The organism is Streptomyces sp. NPDC015345, assembly GCF_043078805.1.
GTDB lineage: Bacteria > Actinomycetota > Actinomycetes > Streptomycetales > Streptomycetaceae > Streptomyces.
In genome coordinates, this window is record NZ_JBIBTX010000005.1 from 189,394 (window position 1) to 209,266 (window position 19,873).

A 19,873-nucleotide genomic window follows, 5' to 3' on the forward strand; every position below is an offset into this window, starting at 1 on the left:
GGAAGAATCAACGCCACTGTCACCTAGCGGCGAGGTTGTTGAGTGGCACTCTTACAACAGGTCAGGATTCTTCCCGAGAGTCCCATCGAGGAAACTCATAAGAACTTTTACCCGATAACCGAGCGCTGATCCGTCGTTCGGACTCTGCGCGTAGCGATCAAACTCGATCAGCTCGTACTGAGCCTCCGAAAGATCAGACTCAGCTCTCGCACGGTTCTGCTTCCTCGCATCCTCGAATTCCTCGAATTTGACACGCGAAGGGAATTTCCCATCGCCCGCCTGGTAGATTTCTTGGAAGAGGAGGTAGTAGACGGATACCATGCCGACCTGAGAGAGAAGCTTGTCACCTTTCCCGAAACACTTAGCCATCGCATCGAGAATGCCCGCTACTGACACTTTCTCTTCCGCTACCCGCTTGACCCCTGCCTCATTTTTCTTCTTCACATCTTTCACGAAGGAATCGAGGTGAAATTTCTTCACGTCGACCACCCTGCCCATATGCCACCAGTAGAGGAACTTAACAGCCAAATCCCAGTGGCGATAACGCCTGTTGGTGAACGTGAGATTGTCGGTGAAGAATGAGTGTAGAGAGAGCTCTCGGATAGCGGGCGGGACGGGTCCACCCAATGCATTCCGCTTCTCCGCAGCATTGAGTGGAACAGCTTCGTTCAGTCGAGAAAACATCTCCTCGATGATCTCAAGGTCGTCTGTCCTGATGGTGATGATATCTAGACTGGTCGCATTGAAGTATGCGGCGATTTCTGGGTGCTTTTCCGAGAGTTGCTGATAGGTTAGGCTTCCTGCCTTAATGTCAGGATCCTCAAAGTAAGTGAAGTCTTCCGCGAGTGCATACTTTCCTTCGAGGAACTCCCAGATGGCTTGGAGGCGCTGCTTCCCATCGATGATGGCGTACCGAAGTCGCTTCCCATCTACCACCTTCCGGGCAGCAAACTCGTGGAAGTAGATCTTCGGTACGTCAAAGCCGTTAATTAGCGAGTCGATCAGTAGTTGCTGCTTCTCAACGGACCAAATACCGCCCTGACGTTGATAAACGGGATCCATTTCGATCTGCGGCTTTTGCTGATGAATGTACGCTACCGAGCTGTTACGCAACGGCGCAATAGAAAACTCTTCCATCAGAACTCGCTCTTCACGTATTCGGCCAAGTGGGTTAGATCTGGATAGACCGTCATTGCGTTTATTCCAAGCACTTTCAACTGTTCGCGAATGAACGCTTTTCGCGCCAGAGGGATTGAATGACTTTCCAGGTAGGTGCCTTCGTGCATATTTTCAAGCGGTTCGAACGACCTATGGCAAATCGTAAAGGTGCCACTCTGCGCTACAATTCTACCAAAGGAGCGCGCAGCCACAGCTGCCACTGGCGGCTGAATCGGGCTTGGACTTCTCGCCTCTTCTGGAAGATAGTTGTCAAGAATCCTATCGTGCCCGAAGAGCAGGATACCCGGTGATCCGGGACTGCTTTTCTCGTTTAGATCATTCGGTCGAAGAATCCAGAAACGGCCATCCGCGCCCGCATCATACTCACATGCAAAATATAGACCGATGAGGGGGTTCTCGCTCCAGTCAAGAAGTCGGGTCGGAAGACCGTGATGCTGTGCAAGGAAGAGCCAGTCCCACTCGCTGCCAAGCGGGGCGGCGATACGAGGGATCGCATTCTGCTTGAACTTCTTCAGCAGTAGAATCTCAGACTCGATCCATTCCCGCTTGCGCGCGAGAGACGGGATCAATGTCCACGAGACGTCCGCATGGCCTCTATACCACCGGGTTTCCGGACCTCCTTCCGACGCCAAGACCTTCATTAGGTCTTCAACGCTCCCGATTTCCCCGATTGGTTCGCTCATTGGCCGTTGGCTGCTCTCACTCCGTCATCCCCATCCCTGATGGGGAGATCATTGCACAGCCACTCAGGTGAGCGCGGCGAATCACCAAGAAATGGCACTGCGGATCGCGCTCCCTGACTCAAGCCATATACGCGATCTTGAAGCCTGCCACGTGGCCGCGTACGCGGACGGGACCGAGGTCTACGGCACAGAGTGGGTCGTCTGAGCATGGCGCAGGTACCGGTGTCCCCATGTGGTGGGCGGGGACCATCGTCATCCACGGCTCAGGGGCGGCGGTTGCGCGTTGGCGCACCTCTACACGCCGCCACCCATCGCTCGGTCGCCGCTCGCTCAGTTGAACAGCACTCACCATATGCGGCGTCCTGCGGCTGGCTGGTGACTTGCACGGGCTTTTGTGACAGAAGCAGACCGTGTCCATGCCAGGTGGTCGATGACGCGATTGGCCGGAGGTCCCTGAGTCGCCGCTTGCCCCGGCGCCCCGCAAGCGGCCTTGGTCGCGCTCAGACCGCAAGCTGGGAGCCATCGGGGAGCCAACCAGCTCCCCCAGCCCCTGCGAGACCGCCTCACACCGATCAAGGCCATCCCTCTGACCTGCGGAAATCTCATCAGGCCAGGCGCCAGAACCGACCGACCCTCATTCGGGACGAAGAGGTCGTGGGTTCAAATCCCGCCACCCCGACAGCTGAAACACCAGGTCCCCGACCTACTCACGTGAATAGGTCGGGAACCTGGGTTGGTCAGCACACGCCAAGGCCAGGGGCGGCCCCGGGCCGCACGCATCGAAAGCAGCGGGAAGACCATGCCGACGCCGCACCCAGGCGGGCCCTTACCGCATAGAGCTGCGGATCAGAAGGACGAGCAGCCCGAGCCTCGGCGGGCCGTCGTAGGGCCACCGACGCTCGGCGAAGAGCGCTCGACGACGCCGGAGGATGCCACAAACCTCGGGCTCGTGGGCCGAAACAGCGAAAGGCCGTTGAGGCATCAGCGACCTGCGGTAGCTTCGCGGCAATCTCAGGTGCGCCTCCGGGGGCACCTGTCCGCTCCCTGGGCGGCCCGGCTTCGCGCTGGGGTGCCAGGAAGAGCAGACGCCTGCAGGAGCAGTGGCCGGCACCACTCCCTGTTGGGCCCTGCCGGCTCTCTGAGAGCCACCCTTCAGCGGTAACCGCAGTACCCAACGTGGGGCCGTAGCCCCGAACTGCATCTTGTGCCGGCGGGAAGCCAGTTCGACCATCCCAGAAATGGTCGGACTGCTCCCGCTGGGAGCTCCGACCGCTCTCAGAGAGGCCGGAGCCTTGGGCGACAGCTTGATCCTCGTCATCCTGACGATCTCCAGCGTGATCACCGCGACGCTGATCACCATCAAAGGCATGCTGGATCAACTACCTGACGTCCTCAACTCGTGGCATCGCGCTGTCCAGGCGGTGCGCGAGACTGCGGAGCGTCGTCGAGGGCAAGATGAAGATGAGCCTTCGAACCGCACTGACCAAGACACCCCCGGGCAGTAGAGGCAACCTGCCGGCGAGGTAACCGACTGAGTGTCTGACCGCGTGACCACCGCAACGCACGACCGCGAACAACCGTGGCAGTCAGCGGACCATCCGCGCAGGTGACAGGCGCCGCAGCCCAAGCACAACGGCCACCCGAGTTGCTTCGGGGCGAAGAGGTCGTGGGTCCGAATGTCGCCGCTCCGACGGCTGTAGCAACAGGTCAGTCCCGGTACTGAGAGATCAGTACCGGGACTGATTCGGGTGTGCCGTGCGCGGCTGTTCACGCGGCCTTGGTCAGGGTGGGGTGGTCCTTGCTCGGGGCGAGGTGGGTGAGTGTCGTCGCGCTGGTCGGGGGTCGTCGTCCGTCGTGGTGTGGCCACAGGAGGAGGGCGCCGATCGTTCCCGCCCCGGCGAGGGCCGCGAGGACGGACCAGGTGAGGGTGAAGCCGGCGGTCGTGCCGAGCCAGCCCGCTATGGGGTAGGTGATCAACCAGGCCAGGTGCGAGAGGGAGAACTGGGCCGCGAATGCCTCGGGGATCGCGTTCCGTCCGGCGGAGGCGCGCAGGACCTTGCCGGTCGGCGTGATGATCAGTGCCATGCCGATGCCGATGCCGGCCCAGATGACCGCCGTACCGGTCCATGTGGCGAGTCCCGCCACGGTGAGCGTCGCCGCGGTGGTCGTGGCGGCGACGAGGACTCCGGCGCCGGTCAGCATGACGGTGCGGGCGGCCAGCCGGTCGAGGACGCGGGGCAGTACGAGAGCGGCCAGGAGGGTTCCCGTGCCGGAGGCGGCGAGCATCCAGGCGACGTGTGTCTGCGAGCCGCCGAGTTCGTCACGGACGTGGTTGACGGTGTTGACGACGACGATCGACCCCGCCGCCGCGACCACGAGGTTGAGCGCCATGATGCCGCGCAGTCGTGGGGTCCTGAAGAAGGTCCTGATGCCCGATGCCGCGCGGTCCCAGGCGCCGGTGCGGGTACTGGGGCGGGCGTCCGGGATACGTGTCGAAAGGACCAGCAGGGCGGAGACGAGGAATCCGGCGGAGGTGCCGAGGAAGAGCCGGTCGAAGCTCAGGAAGGTCAGGGCGACGGCTGCCAGCACGGGGCTGAGCAGGCTCTCCATGGTGGAAGCGATCTGGGAGGCGGACAGCGCCCGCGTGTAGGCGGACTCGTCGGTGACGATGTCGGGGATGACGGCCTGGAACGTCGGGGTGAACGCCGCGGAGGCGGCCTGGAGCAGGCCGATCAGGATGTAGATGTGCCAGATTTCGGTGACCAGCGGCAGGGCGAGGACCACCACGCCGCGGACCGCGTCGAGCACGAACAGGAAGGTTCTGCGGGGAAGCCGGTCGACGTACGCCGCAGCCAGGGGGGCTATGAGTACGTACATGACCATCTTGATCGTCAGGGCGGTGCCGAGGACTGTTCCGGCGCGCGGTCCGGCGAGGTCGTAGGCGAGCAGTCCGAGGGCCACGGTGGTCAAACCCGTTCCGAACAGGGCGATGACCTGGGCGCTGAAGAGGTGGCGGTAGTCGCGGACGGCGAACAGGCGCATGGCGGGTTCCTTCCGTATCCATGTCCATGCGGCGGGGCTCGGTCCCGGGGTGGAGGCCGTGCCCCGCGCGTGCGGGCGGGGTGTGTACAGGCGGGGCGTGTGCACGCGGGGGTGTCTTCGCTACGCACCGGTGTCGCTCCCCTCGCTCCCGGGGGTGAGGCCGGCCAGCAGGTTGAAGGCGCCGGCGAGGAGGTCGCGCGAGGCGCCGACCGCCGTGTCGGGGGTGAGGGGGGTCAGGCGGGGCATGACGCTCCTTCCGGTACTTCCGGTACGGGGATGTGCGCGGTCGTGCGGTGGGGCGTTCGTGTCAGTGGTGTGCGTGGGTGCCGTGCTGGTGGTGGGCGTGGGTGCCGTGCTGGTGGTGGGCGCTGTGGTCGGGGGCGGCGTGCGGGCGGGGCGTGGGCGCGGCGGTCCGTACCGTGAACTCGGCGGTCCGTACGACGCCTTCGTGCTGGAAGTCCAGGAAGAGGCGGTAGGTGCCCGCGGTGGGCGCGACCGCCATGAAGGCGATCTCGGGCCCCGGCGCGGTGATCCCGTCGCCCGGTTCGCCCTCCGGGTGGACGTGGAGGTAGCCCAGGTCGCCGACCCGCAGCGCCACCAGGTGTCCGTACGCGGCCAGGTAGGGCTGCAAGTCGGTGACGGGGCTGCCGTTTCGGCTGACGGTGAGGGTCAGTTCGCTCGCCTCGCCGGGCACGAGTTCGCCGTCGAGCGCGACGGTGTACTCGCCGATCCGGGCGCTGCCTGTGGGCTCGGGGAGCGGTCGCGGGTCGTACGGTCCGGCGACCGCGACGTCGATCCCCAGCGTCATGGTCCCGTCGTGGGCGGCCGGGTGGATGTCGGCGAAGAGTCTCCAGTCCCCCGGTTCCAGGGCCAGTTCGGTGTGCCAGGTGCCCTTCTCGTCCCTCACCGGGTGCACGTGCTGGAAGCCGGCGGTGTCCCGTCGGACGGCTATGAAGTGCAGTTCCTTCTCGTGTTCGGCCACGAACTCGGTCACCGCCCGCCCGTCGGGGCCGGTCACCTTGAAGCTGACCGGTTGCACACCGGCGGTGAGGATCGTCGAGGGGAGTTCGAGGGTGTAGCCGTTCCGGGAGACCGACAAGCCGCCGGGTTGGGCTCCAGCGCCGTGGCCGCCGTGGCCGCCGTGACCGCTGTGGCCGCCGTGACTGCTGTGAGTGCCGTGGTCCGTCTGGGCGTGGCCGGAGTGGTTCCGCATGGCTTCTCTCCCTGGGCGTGGTGCGGTTTCTGGGTCGTCCGGTCGGGGCGACGTCAGGAAACATATACCCCCCGGGGGTATCTGTGAAGCCCCCGGGTGCGGGGGCGTCGCGATGCGCATGGGGCGGCCGCGGCCGCCGCTCTTCCAAAAACATCGCACTCCGGTACGTCAATGTCTGCGTCGGCGAAGGGAGAGTTTAATGAGCCTCGCGGGAAGGGTTTTTGGCGTAACGGGCAGCGTGGAATTATTCCGCGCCCACCGCCCGCCATGACGTGCTACTGTCGTTTCAGTTGCAGTTGTGGTTCCCGAAACTTCAAGTGCTCCTGGACGCATACTGCGACCGGAGCGCTTTTGTATTACCGGTCATTTCCGGGCGGGGTAATCATCGCGGCGACACGGTTTCCGCACAGTGTGGATCCCGATGTACTGCCCCAAAGGAGATTTGACATGGCTACTGGTACCGTGAAGTGGTTCAACGCGGAAAAGGGCTTCGGCTTCATCGAGCAGGACGGTGGCGGCGCCGACGTGTTCGCCCACTACTCGAACATCGCCGCCCAGGGCTTCCGTGAGCTGCTCGAAGGCCAGAAGGTGAGCTTCGACATCGCTCAGGGCCAGAAGGGCCCGACGGCCGAGAACATCGTTCCCGCCTGACGCTTACGCGCACTTGCAGCTGGGGCCCGCATCCTTCAGGGGTGCGGGCCCCAGCTGCATGCATTTCCCGCAGCGATTTCGCCCGCGGCGCCTCAGCTCCGCCGATGTCCGCATCGATTATTCGACCGGCCGGATTCGCTGCCGCTTCGCTTTCATTTTCGCACTTGCTTTCACTTTTACCATCGGTCCATTCTTGTGATTCTCTGCGCTGCTCAACGCTGCGGGAATTCCTTGATATGCGCCGCATCGAGGAAGGTTCCCGCATGAACCGCACGCGTACGAACGACCGTTTCCCCCGCAGCCGCAACGGCGGCGCCGACGCCGGAAAGGGCAACAGCCGCTTCGGCTCGTCGGCCCCGCGCCGCTCCGGAAGCTCCGGCGGTTACGGCCGTCGGCCCGCCGCCCCGCAGGGTGAGTTCGCTCTCCCCAAGACCGTCACCCCGGCCCTTCCCGCCGTGGAGGCCTTCGCCGACCTCGGCATGCCGGCACCGCTGCTGGCCGAGCTCGGCAGGCAGGGCGTGGCCGTCCCCTTCCCGATCCAGGGAGCGACGCTGCCGAACTCCCTCGCGGGCCGTGACGTCCTCGGCCGCGGGCGCACCGGCTCCGGCAAGACGCTCGCCTTCGGCCTCGCCCTGCTCTCCCGTACGGCCGGGCAGCGTGCCGAGCCCCGTCAGCCGCTGGGGCTGATCCTCGTACCCACCCGCGAGCTCGCGCAGCAGGTGACCGACGCGCTCACCCCGTACGCCCGTTCCGTACGTCTTCGGCTGGCCACGGTCGTGGGCGGGATGTCGATCGGCAGGCAGGCCAACGCGCTGCGGGGCGGGGCCGAGGTCGTCGTCGCGACGCCCGGCCGGCTCAAGGACCTCATCGACCGTGGCGACTGCCGCCTGAACCAGGTGGGCATCACCGTGCTGGACGAGGCCGACCAGATGGCGGACATGGGGTTCATGCCGCAGGTCACCGCGCTCCTCGACCAGGTACGTCCCGAGGGCCAGCGGATGCTCTTCTCCGCCACCCTGGACCGCAACGTCGACCTGCTGGTGCGCCGTTACCTGACGGACCCCGTCGTTCACTCCGTCGACCCCTCGGCCGGCGCGGTCACGACGATGGAGCACCACGTCCTGCACGTCCAGGGCGCCGACAAGCACACGGCCACCACGGAGATCGCCGCCCGCGACGGGCGCGTGATCATGTTCCTGGACACCAAGCACGCCGTCGACCGGTTGACGCAGGACCTGCTCAACAGCGGCGTACGGGCCGCCGCGCTGCACGGCGGGAAGTCGCAGCCCCAGCGCAACCGCACCCTGACGCAGTTCAAGTCCGGCCACGTCACCGTGCTCGTCGCCACGAACGTCGCCGCCCGCGGCATCCACGTCGACAACCTCGACCTCGTCGTCAACGTCGACCCGCCGACCGACCACAAGGACTACCTGCACCGCGGCGGTCGTACCGCGCGCGCCGGCGAGTCCGGCAGCGTCGTCACGCTGGTGACCCCCAACCAGCGCCGCGGCATGGTCCGGCTCATGGCGGACGCCGGGATCAGCCCGCAGGTCACGCAGGTCCGCTCCGGCGAGGAGGCGCTCACCCGGATCACCGGCGCCCAGGCGCCCTCCGGAGTCCCGGTCGTCATCACCGCGCCGGTGACCGAACGCCCCAAGCGCGGCGGCACGTCACGCGGCCGTCGCCGCCCCGCTTCCGCGACGCGGCGTGCGTCGTCCGTACCGCGGCAGACCGCTGTCGACGCGGCGGCCTAGAGCCGTTGTGACCGCAAGCTGCACCGCTGAACCGCTGACCCACCCCTGCGCAGGAGGCACCTTTGACGTTGGTCCAGGCACTGGCTCGGACGCCGGTCCAGACGGCGGTCCGGACCGCGGTGGCCGGCACCGCGGAGGAGGCCGGCCCCCGGGTCTGGGCCGACATGACCGTCGAGGTCGCCCTGTGTGTCATGGCCGGCGCCCGCGTCAGGCACCTGGTCGTCTGCGACGACGACGACAAGCGCACCGATCTGGTGACCCGGTCCGGGCTCACCGCCATCCGTGACGGATCCGGATACACGGACCGGATCCGCCTGCGCGACATCATCGACGGCAGCGGACACGTCACCTCGCCGCCGACGCCATGACCAGCGCTGGTGCCGGGGCCGTACCCGGTGCCGGCGCCGGCCGCTGAATCAGCTCACCGCGGTCGGCTCACCCCGGTCGCCCCTTCTCCCTGCGAGGTCCCATGCGCTGTGTCATCGCTCGTTTCCCGTTCGACCTGACCAAGAGCGGCGTGCTCGAAACGATGAAGGGCGTCAAGCCCGAACCCGTCACCGGGCAGTCCGTGATCATCGGGCGGCGCCACTACCCCGTCAAGCAGGTCGGCGAGGTCATCACCCGCCAGGACCGCCGTGACTTCAGCGCGGGCGAGGTCCTCAGGTCCATGGCCCAGCTCGGCTTCACCTGCCGTACGGTTCCCGCTCCCGCCCCCGTGGCCGCACCCTCGGCAGGGCTCAGCCCGGTCCAGCGAGCCGCCGCCATGCTGGGCACGCCCCTGACCGCCTGAGCCCCTGACCGCCAGACCGCCTGACCGCCTGACCGCCTGACCGCCGGGAAACGCAGTAGTAGGCCGGTGTGCCTCTATGCCGCCGCTCCGGTCACTATGCCCAGCAGCGTGAGTGCGAAGAAGGCTGTGCCCCAGACCAGCGCATGGCGTATGCAGCGGTACTTGGTCCAGGCGATCCGGGACAGGGTCAGCAATTGGCTCAGGTCCCGGGACACGAGGTCGGTGTGGCGGATCCTCCGCTCCAGGTGCGCGACCGATCTCGCGAGCCTCGCGTCGCCGAAGTAATGGCTGCGGCGGTAGTGGGGATGCCCGAGCCGGGGGGTTATGGCGAGGCCCAGCAGGACGAGTGCCGGTACGCAGGAGGCGCAGCCCGCCCAGAGCAGGATCTGCGGAACGACGGCGTATTGCCGTGGGGCGATATCGCCGCTGCCGATCGCCCCGAGCATGGCGGTCAGCGCCGCGCCCAGCGACGCCAGCATGAGGCCGGCCTTGTTGTCGGCCTTCATGACCTCCTCGCGGACCTCGGACAGCAGGACCCTGGCGAGCTCCGCGCCGCGGTCGGCCGTGGTGCGGGCATCCGGGACAGTGCCCGGGTCGCCTCCATGTGTGGTCACGCTTCCCCTCCGTGGCGTCGATGTCAGGCGGCCGCCCCGGTGTGCGGGGCGGCCGTGGTGCTGTTTTCCGGTGCAGGCGGCAGGTCAGACCGTCGATGAGCGGCGGATCTCGTCCTCCAGCGCGTTCACCGCCTGCCGGACCCGGATGTTCATCGCCGCCGTGTGCTCCCGGAACGCCGCCTCCGACTCGGCACGGTGCCGCCGGACCTCCTGCTCGATGGCGTCCTGGGCGATCTCGATGTCCGCCATGGCCCGGTGCTCGGCGAGCCGGACCTCGGCGTCGTGGACCTTGACCCCGCTGTTGCTCGCGCTGGTGAGCATCCGGTCGTACGCGGACTCGCCGCTCAGGTACTTCACCAGCACGGGGAGTATGTCGAGGAGGATGAACAGCAGGCGCACCAGCCAGATGCCCACGAACAACACCGGGTTACCGGTGGCGAGTTGTTCGAGCGCCCGCATCCGCTCCAGGACCCCGATCTCCTTCTGCTTGGCGCGCTCCTCCTCCAGACGCCGCTCGACACCCTCGGCCCGGGCCTTGAGGAAGGCACCGCGCGACGTGGTCTGCTTGGCCTCGGTCTTCGAGATGCGGCTGTTCATACGGGCCAGTCGCCGCTCGTTCGCGTCGGTACGGTGGATCTTCCGGTAGTCCCGTGCCTTCTCCCGCAGGCGCAGGCATTCGGACGTCCGCTGGTACAGGCCGGTGGCGGCCATGCGGATCAGCTGACGGCACTCGTCCCGTACCTGGGAGTCGATGGCCTCCAGCCTGGTGGTGTCCCGATCCACCCGCTTCTGTAGAGCGGCGGCGTCCGAGCGCAGGGCGGCCAGTTCGTCGGCTCGTTCGCCGGGCGTCCTTCCGAAGGAGAGGACGTACGACGTTTCGCAGCCCTTGGGGGTGACGGCCCGCGTCGTGGACGGTACGGGATTGCAGCGCACCAGGTTCGTGCGCAACCGGTCGATCTCATCCGTACGCTCGTCGGCGACGCGTTCCTCGATGGCCGTCTGGAAGATGCGCAGCACCAGGGGCTCAGCGATCACCGCTCCCAGCAGCAGGGCGATCAGCATGCGCATGAGGAGGGGGCCGACCCGCCGCCGCGCGTTCGGCTGGGGCGTGACCAGCCAGCGGTCGAGGTTGAGCACGAACAGCATCCAGATGCAGGTCGGGACGATGGCCACGAGGGAGACCCTGCCGAGCGCCTCGGTGGCGAAGTTCCACATGGAGAAAGCCGCGATGACGGAGGTGCCGAGCACCACCCCGCCGAGGGCCGTGTACTTGCTCCGCTCGTATTTGACCCTCTCCAGCAGCTCCTCGTCGACGCCGGTCAGGGTGCGCAGCCGTCGTGCGGCGTCGAAGTGGAAGGGGCGGTGGGCCGTACGGGCCAGGGCCGCGTCACCGGTGGTGCGGGCAGCGGGCCCGTGCTCCGCGGCGCGGACGGTGGGCCGACCCTGCGCAGGACGCGCGCCGGCATCACCGCTGCCTTGGCTCTCCCCCACACCGGGAGCCGCCACAGGGTTCGTCGAGATGTCAGTCAATGAGATCGTCCTCGTCCCTGACGTAACCACCCTGCGGGCCGCGCGAGCCGTCCCGGGCCGCCTCGGTGAGGCGGGGGCCTGCCGGTCCCGGCTCGACCATGCGGGCGCTGTCGACGGTGGCTCCGATGCCGGCCACGGCCTGGCCGCCCCTGCCCGTCTCCCGCAGGACTTGTTCCAGGACCTGGTGATAGTCGACGTACTCGCTGCCGCCCATCTGCCGCAGCAACGTCAGCAGCATGTCCCTGCGCATCTGCGCCTCCGCCGTCTCCCGCGCCTGGGCGTGGGCCCGGTCCGACGTCTGTGCCGCGTGGCGGCGGGCCGACTCCCCTTCCGTGCTCCGATGGATGCGGGCCGCGGCCTCGGTGACGTCGATCTCCTTCCTGGCGATACCGAAGGCGTCCACGTGGTCGGATCCCTGGGAGAGCAGTTCCGCGATCCGGAGCGCGTCCTGGGTCTCGAAGTCCCGCTGCCCGCGCTGGAGTTCCCAGGAGCGCCGCTCGTCACGCAGCTTCTGCTCCCAGTCCCGCAGGTCGTCCGACGCGTGCACCTCCGCGCTGACGAATTCCACGCTCATGCCGGCGACTCGCGGCGGCACGATCGCGCTGTACGCGGTCATGCGATGACTGACCTCGGTCCGCACCGCGTTGACCTCCTCCACGCGGTGCCCGGCGCTCGCCCTCGGCAGGTCGCCGTCGCCCATCAGATAGGCGCGCAGCGGAACGGTGACGTCGATGATGCCCTGCCGGGCGATGACGGTCGGGTCGGTCACCTGGCAGGTGAAGGACGCCCGTACCGTGAAGTTGTCCGCCTCGCTCACCGACGGGAGCGTGCGCTCCACCTCGACCAGGCGCGCGCGGGTGTCGACCAGGCTGACCGAGGAGGCGTCGAGCACGTCGGGGTGGGCCGGGTCGAACACCATGCCCTCGGGGAATGTGCGGTAGTTCCCGCCGACCCTGAAGACGTAGACCGCTCCGGGCGGCAGCTGCGGCACGTCGTCGCGTTGGCGGCGCCGAGACCACCAGGTGCCCTGGACGGTGGCCAGGATGTGCTCGGCGATGACCGGGTAGTTCACTTGCTTCGGCCTCCTTGGGCGGGAGCGGGGCGAGAGATCGGTATGAGGGACGAGGTGGCGCGCCGGGGGTCCGCCGGCGGTCGTCCGCGCAGTGATCCGAGGAGCACCTGCGCCAATTGGTGGGCGCCGGGGATCGCGTAGTCGGGATGCTTCAGGGCGATGGACAGGTGGTGGCGCAGCGCGACCCACTGGCGTCCGCTCATGGCGTTCCGCATGGCCTCGCCGAGTTCCTGCACGGCGCCGGTGACGGAGGCGTCGTTCCGTAGCTCCACCAGCGTCCGGCACAGCGCACTGACCGCCCTGCTCCGGTTGCCGCTGTGCAGGACGTCCGCCCACAGGGACCCGAGGTGACGGGCGCTGTCCGGGACGCAGCGCAGGAGTTCGGCGGTGACGGGTTCGGGGCTCTCCGACCGGGTGGCCTCCAGCAGCTGCACGGCGGTGCGCAGGGCGATCGACCGCTCCCTGGAGCCTCGGGGTGTCCTGGTGATCACGGTCCGTACGTACCGGAGGATGACCAGCGCGCGTTCCCGGTCCTGTTCGGCGGCGGCCTGTAGCAGCAGAACCATGGAACGGTGGGCCGCGGAAGCGATCCGTTCCCCGCGCAGCGTCAGGAACCAGAGCGACTTGAGCGCCTCCATGCGGTAGAGGGAGCCCAGGCGGCCCGTGAGCGCCATGGCCGCCGTGACGGCCCTGCCCTGACCGCTGTTGTCCGTCCAGCTCAGAACGGTGTTCAGGGCCTGCGGCGCGAGATGTTCGACGTCGCACATGAACTGCAGCGTCAGCGCGGCGGTCACCCGTTGACTGGCGAGTCCGTCGGACCACACCTTCAACATGTTCTCGTCGACCTCTACGAGCGCGTGCCGAGCCAGGAGCGCGACTCCCCGGGCCACCTCGGTACGGGTGTCCAGGTCGCCCAGCAGGGCCAGCTCGCCCAGCCACTGGCGCAGCGGGTACCAGAGCTCGTAGCCGTACAGGTCGTGCAGCTCCTTGATGACGAGCTCTCGGATACGCGGCGAGGTGAACACCAGACGACGCTCGCTGCGCCCGGCGCACCGACCCGAGTCGGCGCGGCGCTCGGTCGTCACGAGCCCCGCCGCCCGCTCCTTCCACCGGGCCCGGGACTGCTGGGCCACCTCACCGCGCAAGGCTGCCCCGGCCTCGTCGCCCCGCTCCGCCACCGGCGTCTCGCCGCTCTGCTCCCAGTTGCGCACGTGGGCGGTGAGCGCGGCGCACTCCTTCTCGAACGTCCGCTCGGGGATGCCCTCCAGGAAGGCCAGGGCCGCGAGCGGAATCAGGTCGTCCGCGGGCGGCCGCTTGCGGAACAGCTCCTGCACCAGCTCCCGGTGGCAGTCCCGCAGACTGTCCAGCGCCTTCTGTACACCCTCGCGGGAAAGGATCGCGGCCGCGGCGACGACATCCGCCGGCCGCCGCTGTTCACCGACCCGCTCCAGCAGCTCCTTCTCGGTGTCCGGCTCCAGGGCGGCGTGCGGCAGTTTCTCCCGGCAGCGCTCGAACAGCTCTACGGGGTCCAGGGCCTGCCAGGGCACGCAGTGGTCCCGCAGCGCCAGCCGTCGGCGGGTGGTGCCACCCGCCGTGATCACCAGGTACGACCCCTTCCGGCGCAGCTCCTCGCTCAGCCGTCCGATCGCGTACGCCTGTACGGCCTCGACATGCAGCTCGCCGACGTAGTCGAGGATGACGTATCCCTGTCCCGGCCTGAGGTCCCGCGACGCCGCCAGCTCGGCCAGGGCGTTGGCGGGCGACAGGCTGCGCAGCGCGGCCTGTTCGCCCAGGATCTCTCGGAGCAGGGCGAGGGAACTCGCGCCCCGGCCGCAGTGGTCCTCGCCGGTCAGCACCACGAGGGCGTTCTTGCGCAGTTTGCCGAGCGCCTCGTCGAAGCAGGGCTGCGGCGGCTCATAGAACCGCAGGGCCCGGTCGGCGTCCTCGGGCTCGATGGTGCCGGGTGCGAGACCGAGGGGCGAAGCGGCGCCGAAGCCGAAGGCCGCTCCGGAGGCGTCGACGACCCCGTAGAAGTTGTTGTTGACGAGCTGGTGGACGCGGCTCAGTTCGCTGTAGCCCCGTTCGTCCTCCGCACACTCGTCCGGCTCCTTGCGTCCGCCGAGGGGAACGTCCTGCCCGGCTCCGGGACCGCGGGCGTCCTCAGCTGCCTCCTGGGCACCGTCGGCGCCCTCCGGCGGGGGCGGCAAGATGTCCGCGTCGGGTGCGGACTCGGGCGGGACCACCGCCACGACGTCCGGTTCCGCATCGTCAGCCACCGGCGCTCCCGAAACCGAAGACAGCGCCTCTGGCGTCCACGGGGCCGGCGATGTTGGTGACGTTGACGTTGTCGGCCCGGTAGTCGTTGCTGAACCGCGTCCCGCTGTCGGCTCCGCCCGCGGCGGCCGGTTCCGTCCGGTCCGCCGCGGGCTCCCCCGTGGCAGGGGCCGCGGGCTTCCCCCTCTCCGCGGCCCCGGGTCCGTGTGAGGCGGCGGCCGGCACACCGAGCGCGGGCACGCACAGCCAGGCCGTGGCGTCGAACTCCTTCACCTGGACGGCGACGCGACTGAAGTCGCCGGTGGACAGGGTCGTGTGGCCGCCCGCCACGGTGGACCGGAAGACGTCGTCGGACAGCAGCAGAGCCAGGTCGGCCTCGGGGTGCGCGGCCAAGGCGTCATAGAGCGGGCGCGAGTTCAGCAGGCGTGCCGTGGCCACCACGGCCGTGCCGGCGAAGCCGTTGTCGGCCAGCTCCACCAGCCCCTGGTGGATGACGGCCCGCAACCGCATGCGGGCCTCGGGGACTCGCTGAGCGTTGTGGTCGCGTAGCTCGGCGACGAGATGGCGGACGTAGTCGTCGACCAGACGCGGTTCCTTGCCGTCGACCGGCCGCACCGCCAGTTGCTCGTCGCCCTTGGGCTGGATCTGCCACTGCGAGCGGTCCAGGCCGGCGCGCCTGGCGGCGCGGTCGAGGAGCCGCGGCAGATCGTGCTGGATCTCGGACTGCCTACGGTCGTTGTTGCTCCCGTATGCCTGTGCGTCCACGGCTATGCAGGTGCAGGGATAAAAGTCAGGCCACGCAGCCACCCGATCATTTCCTCTCTGGGCAGGCGATGGGCAGACACTGCCCACGAAGTGCTGCCCGAGAGGCTAGGAGACGGTGCGCGGAGTGATCCCGTATCAGTACGGGTTGTCAGCGAAGACTTTGGCGAATTCAAGCAACTTCGGTACGTCACAGATGGTTATGTTTCGGTAATGACGCTCCACCAGTCCCTGGGCTGTCAGCAGGGCCAGGTTCTTTTCCGCCGTGTTGAGCTTCAGACCGGCCAGTGACGCGAGCTCCCTCTGCGTCAGCGTCACGCCGAGGTCGCACCGCTTGCCGTCGCTGTCCGGCTCGGGCCGGGCATAGGCCTGGCACAACTCCGCGAGCACCCGGGCCAGTCGGGTCAGCGAGTCATAGGCCTGGAAATCGACCCGGCGCCGGTTGGCCCAGCGCAACCGGGCACAGAGCATGTGGAGGATGGCTCGCATGGCGTCCGGGTGGCGGGTGAGGAAGGCCTCCAGCGTCCGCATCTGGATGATGCGCGCGGTCACGTCACTGCACGCGATCACCGTGCCGGACCGGGGGCGCTCCTCGAAGGCCGCCATCTCACCGACCAGGTCGCCCGCTATACGCACGGCGAGCAGCATGTCGTAACCGCTCTCGGCGCTGGCCACCACCTTCACGACGCCACTCGTGAGCAGCAGGACATGGCGGCTCTCGTCGCCCTGTTGCAGCAGGGCACGATGCGACGGATAGGCGATCGGGGTGCCCTCGGCCAGGAGCTCTTCCCGTGTCGCGTTCCGCAGCCGACCGAGAAAGGTGGACGGCGGCCATGCCTGATTCACCAACACCCCCGCGAGTTCACTTCGCGGCGCGACGCGCCCCTCAAGTGCCTGACCATGCTGCCGCCGAGCCGTGGACCGGCAAGCGGAAAGGAAGGGATGTGGCCTGTTCTCTCGCTTCGTCTCCAAAATTGACCGAAGGCGCGGCTCGGGGCGCCCGCGTCAACGCCTCTCGTACGCCCGGGCCAGTATCTCCACGGTCTCGGCCATGGTCCGGCGGAGTTCGGGTGGGGCGAGGGCCTCCACGTCCGCGCCGAGGCGCAGCAGTTCGCCTCGGGCGTGGTCGGTGCTCTCGATCGGGATGACCGCCTCGACCCACCCCTCGGTGCCGACGGCGGTCGCGGTGGCGTCGACCGCACGGACCACGTCGGGCGGGACGTTGTCGGGCAGGCGGCGGCGTCCCTGAGGGGACAGACGGATGGTCGCCGTGCCGGTGTAGCGGCGCTCACGGAAGTCGTCGAGGTAGGACGCCCAGTACGCGCCCAGGTCGAAGCCGGGCGGTCTGTCGGACAGTTCGTCGGTCAGGGCCGCGTCGAGGACGTGGGCGACGCGGTAGGTCGCGGGACCCTTCTCACCGGCCGCCACCAGGTACCACGTACCTGATTTGAGCACCAGGCCGTAGGGGCGCAGACGGCGGTCGACCTCCTGCGGGGCGCGCCAGCGGCGGTAGCGCACGTCCACCGCCCGCCCGGTGAGCAACGCCTCGACGAGCAGGGGCAGATGCGGTGTCCGCTCGGGGTCCCGGTACCAGCCGGGGGCGTCCAGATGGAGCACCGCCGCGATACGTGCCGCCTCCTCGCGCAGCCCCGCCGGCAGCGCGGCGAGCAGCTTCAGCCGCACCGCGATCACCTCGGCCGCGATGCCCAAGTCGGCCGCCGGGCCGGGCAGTCCGGCGAAGAACAGTGCCCGCGCCTCGCCTTCGCTCATCCCGGTGAGGCGGGTGCGGTAGCCGTCGAGCAGCTGGTAGCCACCCCCGCGGCCCGGCTCCGCGTAGACCGGGACCCCGGCGGCTTGCAGGCGCGCCACGTCCCGGTAGGCGGTGCGCACGGAGACGTGCAGCTCGTCGGCGATCGCTCGCGCGGACATCCGGCCCCGCGCTTGCAGCAACAGCAGCACCGAGAGCAGTCGACTGGCAGGCATGCGCGCATTTTCCCCGGAAACCCTGACAGCCCCTGTCACGCGGTTCTCCTACCGTCGGCTTCGCGGCGGCCGGCCCGCCCGGCGAAAGAGGCCGCCCAGCCCGGAGAACGTCGAACAGGAGTCCTGCCGTGCGAACCACCGGCCCCGTTGCCCCGCCCGCCGTGATCGAGCTGCGCCAGTACACGCTGCGCCCCGGCCGCCGCGACGAGCTCATCGAGCTGTTCGACCGGGAGTTCGTCGAGCCCCAGGAAGCGGTGGGGGCTGCCGTGCTCGGCCAGTTCCGGGACCTGGACGACCCGGACCGTTTCGTCTGGCTGCGCGGTTTCCCGGACATGGCGACTCGCCACCGCGCGCTCACGGACTTCTACGGCGGCCCCGTATGGGCCGAGCACGGGCCCCAGGCGAACGACACCATGCGCGACTCCGACGACGTACTCCTTCTGCGCCCCGAACCACGCCCCGAACCGCGCCCAGAGCCGCACTCCGGACTGCGCTCCGAACCCGTCGGCAGCGGCTTCACCGCCTCCCCCTGCGCACGGCCCCCCGTCGGCGCTCCGGCGCCCGACCGCTTCGTGGCCGCCACCGTGTGGTCCTTTCCCCCGGCGTACGACGGCGTCGCGCTGATCCGGGACGGCCTGCTGCCCGTGCTCCGCGACACGGGCCCCGCGCCCTTCGCCCTCCTGGCGACCGAGCCCGCGCGCAACACGTTCCCCAGGCTGCCGGTCCGCACCGGCGAGAACGTCGCCGCGCTCTTCACCTCGTACGCCGATGAGGCCGCGCACCGGCGACACCTCGCCCGGGTCCGGGCCCATCCCGCCGCCCGCGCCGAGGTCCTGCCGGGCATCGAGCGGGCCCAGGCGGCGGCGCCCCAGCGGCTGCGGCTGGCACCCACCGGCCGGTCGCTCTCCTGACCGACCGCGCCGATGGATCAGTCGTGCCGCTGGACCGGTCGGATGCCGGGCCGGGCGCCTCGGCGGTAGAACTTCCGCTGCCACCCCTGGAGGAAATCTGCCTCAGCGAAGGTAGACATTGCTCAGTCCCGGGGTTAGTGTTTTCTTGTTCTCAACGAGTCGTAGAGGGCGCGGCAGAGACGAACTGCCGCGCACGGAAGACGGAACGGCAGCGGAGTGGCGGGGCCGGACAAGGTGGGTCCCGCCACTGGTTGCCGGGCCGGGGCGGCCCCAGGGGCCGCGGGCAGTTCCCGCAGTTCAGCAGTACAACGCAGGAAGCAGTACACCGAAGTATCAGTACATCGCAGGAGGTAGGAGCAGACGCCATCAGGATCGCCCGGGCGAGCAGTACGGCTCGGGTACCGCAGACCCCGGATTGGAAGGTGGTCCCCGGTCACGCAACCGCGATCCCCGCGGCTCCGCTCTCCCAGTCGGACCCGCGGAACATGAAGGCCGGCGCGTTCAGCCGGCAGATGGTGTGAAAGCTCGGGGCCCGGATGCCGGTACGGCATCCGGGCCCCTCGACGTTCCGCCACCCCGCGATCACCAGCGCGAAAAGCCCAAACGGTTTCTGTTCCCCGGATTTCCAAAGCCGATGCCCCCTTGCGTCCCGATTCCCCCATTCGAGAAACAGGGCCTGCCAGCAAGTGGGTGAAAAGCCGCCCCGGAGGCTGACCGGGTCGTTCCGGCAGCCATTTGTACGTCGTTGAGTCCGACATGGCGGTTTTTGACGACGAACTCCCCGGCACGACGCGCTGGCCGGTCGGCCCCGACGCGGGTCTCGACTACTGCGAGTGGTGCGCGCAGTTGCGGCAGGCGGACGGCCTCGCCGAGTTGTCCGCCCACGTGGAAGCGGCGAGGAGAAACGATTCCGTCCCCATGCGGGGCGTGTGGGTCGGCCTGTGGCGCGGACGCGGACGCTTCGTCCTGCTGTCCGCCGCGACCGCCGCGGTGCTCTCGGGCTTCCTGGCCGTCGCCCTGGTCTGACACCCCGCCCCGGCCCACACGCCGCCGGGCGGACAGGCAGGCGGCAGGCGCGATCAGCCTCGCCGGAACAGGTCCTGCGGGTCCGCACGCACCCGGTCCAGGCACACCGCCGCCGGATGCGGGACCTCCCGGCGCTGGGCATGCCACTGACGTACGAGCGCGTCGTAGATGGGCGTCGGCGAGACGGACGACGACCCGCCTTCGGGCGTGGCGGCGACCGTACGGACCTGCCGAGCCGGAAGAACGTTTCTTCTCACGTCGTTCATGCCCTGCCCAACGACGCACCCGCGCTCGCGGCTACGCGCGACGCCGACGGTGCCTACAGGGCATCATCCGTTCGGTTCGGCCCGACAGGCCGGTGATCCGCTCCGGTGATAGACACGGACGCA

Annotated in this window: 20 protein-coding genes; 7 read left to right on the top strand and 13 right to left on the bottom strand. The window is 68.4% G+C overall.

Annotation, left to right across the window (positions count from 1 at the left end):
• Nucleotides 1-51: 51 nt before the first annotated feature.
• Nucleotides 52-1,137 (bottom strand): DUF262 domain-containing protein, encoded by a 1,086-nt coding sequence (locus ACF062_RS22125; protein WP_392140522.1) that lies wholly within the window; start codon nt 1,135-1,137, stop codon nt 52-54.
• Nucleotides 1,137-1,862, bottom strand: a complete 726-nt coding sequence (locus tag ACF062_RS22130; RefSeq protein WP_392140524.1) for an FRG domain-containing protein — start codon at nt 1,860-1,862, stop codon at nt 1,137-1,139. Before ACF062_RS22130 ends, ACF062_RS22125 begins: the two co-directional genes overlap by 1 nt.
• A gap of 1,238 nt (nt 1,863-3,100) precedes the next feature.
• Here ACF062_RS22130 and ACF062_RS22135 point away from each other — a divergent pair.
• Nucleotides 3,101-3,367: a hypothetical protein gene (locus tag ACF062_RS22135; protein WP_392140526.1), complete on the top strand. Its 267-nt coding sequence runs from the start codon at nt 3,101-3,103 to the stop codon at nt 3,365-3,367.
• A 262-nt stretch (nt 3,368-3,629) separates the two neighbouring features.
• Here the strand turns inward: ACF062_RS22135 and ACF062_RS22140 are convergent, their stop codons facing one another.
• The 3 genes from ACF062_RS22140 to ACF062_RS22150 form a co-directional block, all read right to left on the bottom strand.
• Nucleotides 3,630-4,904 carry an MFS transporter gene (locus ACF062_RS22140; protein WP_392140528.1) on the bottom strand — a complete coding sequence of 425 codons (1,275 nt, stop codon included), beginning with the start codon at nt 4,902-4,904 and terminating at the stop codon, nt 3,630-3,632.
• 120 nt (nt 4,905-5,024) lie between these two features.
• Nucleotides 5,025-5,150, bottom strand: a complete 126-nt coding sequence (locus ACF062_RS22145) for a hypothetical protein (protein WP_392140530.1) — start codon at nt 5,148-5,150, stop codon at nt 5,025-5,027.
• A 61-nt stretch (nt 5,151-5,211) separates the two neighbouring features.
• Nucleotides 5,212-6,117 carry a hypothetical protein gene (locus ACF062_RS22150; RefSeq protein ID WP_392140532.1) on the bottom strand — a complete coding sequence of 302 codons (906 nt, stop codon included), beginning with the start codon at nt 6,115-6,117 and terminating at the stop codon, nt 5,212-5,214.
• A 447-nt stretch (nt 6,118-6,564) separates the two neighbouring features.
• On the opposite strand from ACF062_RS22150, the gene ACF062_RS22155 reads away from it, so the two are divergent.
• From ACF062_RS22155 to ACF062_RS22170, 4 genes are all read left to right on the top strand, one after another.
• A complete protein-coding gene (locus tag ACF062_RS22155) occupies nt 6,565-6,768 on the top strand; it encodes a cold-shock protein (RefSeq protein WP_004986771.1) in 204 nt (67 codons plus the stop codon).
• 263 nt (nt 6,769-7,031) lie between these two features.
• Entirely contained in the window at nt 7,032-8,522 is a 1,491-nt protein-coding gene (locus ACF062_RS22160) for a DEAD/DEAH box helicase (protein ID WP_392140534.1), read from the top strand.
• A 62-nt stretch (nt 8,523-8,584) separates the two neighbouring features.
• Nucleotides 8,585-8,890, top strand: a complete 306-nt coding sequence (locus ACF062_RS22165) for a CBS domain-containing protein (protein WP_392140536.1) — start codon at nt 8,585-8,587, stop codon at nt 8,888-8,890.
• Nucleotides 8,891-8,991: 101 nt separating this feature from the next.
• The gene (locus ACF062_RS22170; RefSeq protein ID WP_392140538.1) at nt 8,992-9,312 is read left to right on the top strand and encodes an SCO5918 family protein; all 321 of its coding nucleotides are present in this window, start codon (nt 8,992-8,994) and stop codon (nt 9,310-9,312) included.
• Between the two features lie 74 nt (nt 9,313-9,386).
• Here the strand turns inward: ACF062_RS22170 and ACF062_RS22175 are convergent, their stop codons facing one another.
• The 7 genes from ACF062_RS22175 to ACF062_RS22205 all read right to left on the bottom strand — a co-directional run bounded on the left by ACF062_RS22175 (nt 9,387) and on the right by ACF062_RS22205 (nt 17,547).
• Nucleotides 9,387-9,926: a Pycsar system effector family protein gene (locus ACF062_RS22175; protein WP_392140539.1), complete on the bottom strand. Its 540-nt coding sequence runs from the start codon at nt 9,924-9,926 to the stop codon at nt 9,387-9,389.
• Nucleotides 9,927-10,010: 84 nt separating this feature from the next.
• The gene (locus tag ACF062_RS22180) at nt 10,011-11,456 is read right to left on the bottom strand and encodes a DUF4407 domain-containing protein (RefSeq protein WP_392140541.1); all 1,446 of its coding nucleotides are present in this window, start codon (nt 11,454-11,456) and stop codon (nt 10,011-10,013) included.
• Nucleotides 11,449-12,528, bottom strand: coding sequence for a hypothetical protein (locus ACF062_RS22185; RefSeq protein ID WP_392140543.1), 1,080 nt, complete (start codon nt 12,526-12,528; stop codon nt 11,449-11,451). The genes ACF062_RS22180 and ACF062_RS22185 overlap by 8 nt, the downstream gene beginning before the upstream one ends.
• Nucleotides 12,525-14,804: a hypothetical protein gene (locus tag ACF062_RS22190; protein WP_392140545.1), complete on the bottom strand. Its 2,280-nt coding sequence runs from the start codon at nt 14,802-14,804 to the stop codon at nt 12,525-12,527. Before ACF062_RS22190 ends, ACF062_RS22185 begins: the two co-directional genes overlap by 4 nt.
• On the bottom strand, nt 14,797-15,567 hold the full coding sequence (locus tag ACF062_RS22195; RefSeq protein ID WP_392140546.1) for a hypothetical protein: 771 nt from the start codon (nt 15,565-15,567) through the stop codon (nt 14,797-14,799). Before ACF062_RS22195 ends, ACF062_RS22190 begins: the two co-directional genes overlap by 8 nt.
• A 135-nt stretch (nt 15,568-15,702) precedes the next feature.
• A complete protein-coding gene (locus ACF062_RS22200) occupies nt 15,703-16,410 on the bottom strand; it encodes a Crp/Fnr family transcriptional regulator (RefSeq protein ID WP_223775892.1) in 708 nt (235 codons plus the stop codon).
• Nucleotides 16,411-16,569: 159 nt separating this feature from the next.
• On the bottom strand, nt 16,570-17,547 hold the full coding sequence (locus ACF062_RS22205) for a helix-turn-helix transcriptional regulator (RefSeq protein ID WP_392140548.1): 978 nt from the start codon (nt 17,545-17,547) through the stop codon (nt 16,570-16,572).
• Nucleotides 17,548-17,675: 128 nt separating this feature from the next.
• Between ACF062_RS22205 and ACF062_RS22210 the strand changes: the two genes are divergently transcribed.
• Entirely contained in the window at nt 17,676-18,458 is a 783-nt protein-coding gene (locus ACF062_RS22210; protein ID WP_392140550.1) for an NIPSNAP family protein, read from the top strand.
• A gap of 756 nt (nt 18,459-19,214) precedes the next feature.
• Nucleotides 19,215-19,484, top strand: a complete 270-nt coding sequence (locus tag ACF062_RS22215) for a hypothetical protein (protein WP_392140552.1) — start codon at nt 19,215-19,217, stop codon at nt 19,482-19,484.
• A 53-nt stretch (nt 19,485-19,537) separates the two neighbouring features.
• On the opposite strand, the gene ACF062_RS22220 is transcribed toward ACF062_RS22215, so the two are convergent.
• Nucleotides 19,538-19,741 (bottom strand): hypothetical protein, encoded by a 204-nt coding sequence (locus ACF062_RS22220; protein ID WP_392140554.1) that lies wholly within the window; start codon nt 19,739-19,741, stop codon nt 19,538-19,540.
• Nucleotides 19,742-19,873 lie beyond the last annotated feature (132 nt).

Excerpts from the sequence above, each read along its gene's own strand:
- ACF062_RS22125 (WP_392140522.1), bottom strand. The coding sequence starts at position 1,137 with ATGGAAGAGTTTTCTATTGCGCCGTTGCGTAACAGCTCGGTAGCGTAC.
- ACF062_RS22130 (WP_392140524.1), bottom strand. The coding sequence starts at position 1,862 with ATGAGCGAACCAATCGGGGAAATCGGGAGCGTTGAAGACCTAATGAAG.
- ACF062_RS22135 (WP_392140526.1), top strand. The coding sequence starts at position 3,101 with ATGGTCGGACTGCTCCCGCTGGGAGCTCCGACCGCTCTCAGAGAGGCC.
- ACF062_RS22140 (WP_392140528.1), bottom strand. The coding sequence starts at position 4,904 with ATGCGCCTGTTCGCCGTCCGCGACTACCGCCACCTCTTCAGCGCCCAG.
- ACF062_RS22145 (WP_392140530.1), bottom strand. The coding sequence starts at position 5,150 with ATGCCCCGCCTGACCCCCCTCACCCCCGACACGGCGGTCGGCGCCTCG.
- ACF062_RS22150 (WP_392140532.1), bottom strand. The coding sequence starts at position 6,117 with ATGCGGAACCACTCCGGCCACGCCCAGACGGACCACGGCACTCACAGC.
- ACF062_RS22155 (WP_004986771.1), top strand. The coding sequence starts at position 6,565 with ATGGCTACTGGTACCGTGAAGTGGTTCAACGCGGAAAAGGGCTTCGGC.
- ACF062_RS22160 (WP_392140534.1), top strand. The coding sequence starts at position 7,032 with ATGAACCGCACGCGTACGAACGACCGTTTCCCCCGCAGCCGCAACGGC.
- ACF062_RS22170 (WP_392140538.1), top strand. The coding sequence starts at position 8,992 with ATGCGCTGTGTCATCGCTCGTTTCCCGTTCGACCTGACCAAGAGCGGC.
- ACF062_RS22205 (WP_392140548.1), bottom strand. The coding sequence starts at position 17,547 with ATGCCTGCCAGTCGACTGCTCTCGGTGCTGCTGTTGCTGCAAGCGCGG.
- ACF062_RS22215 (WP_392140552.1), top strand. The coding sequence starts at position 19,215 with ATGGCGGTTTTTGACGACGAACTCCCCGGCACGACGCGCTGGCCGGTC.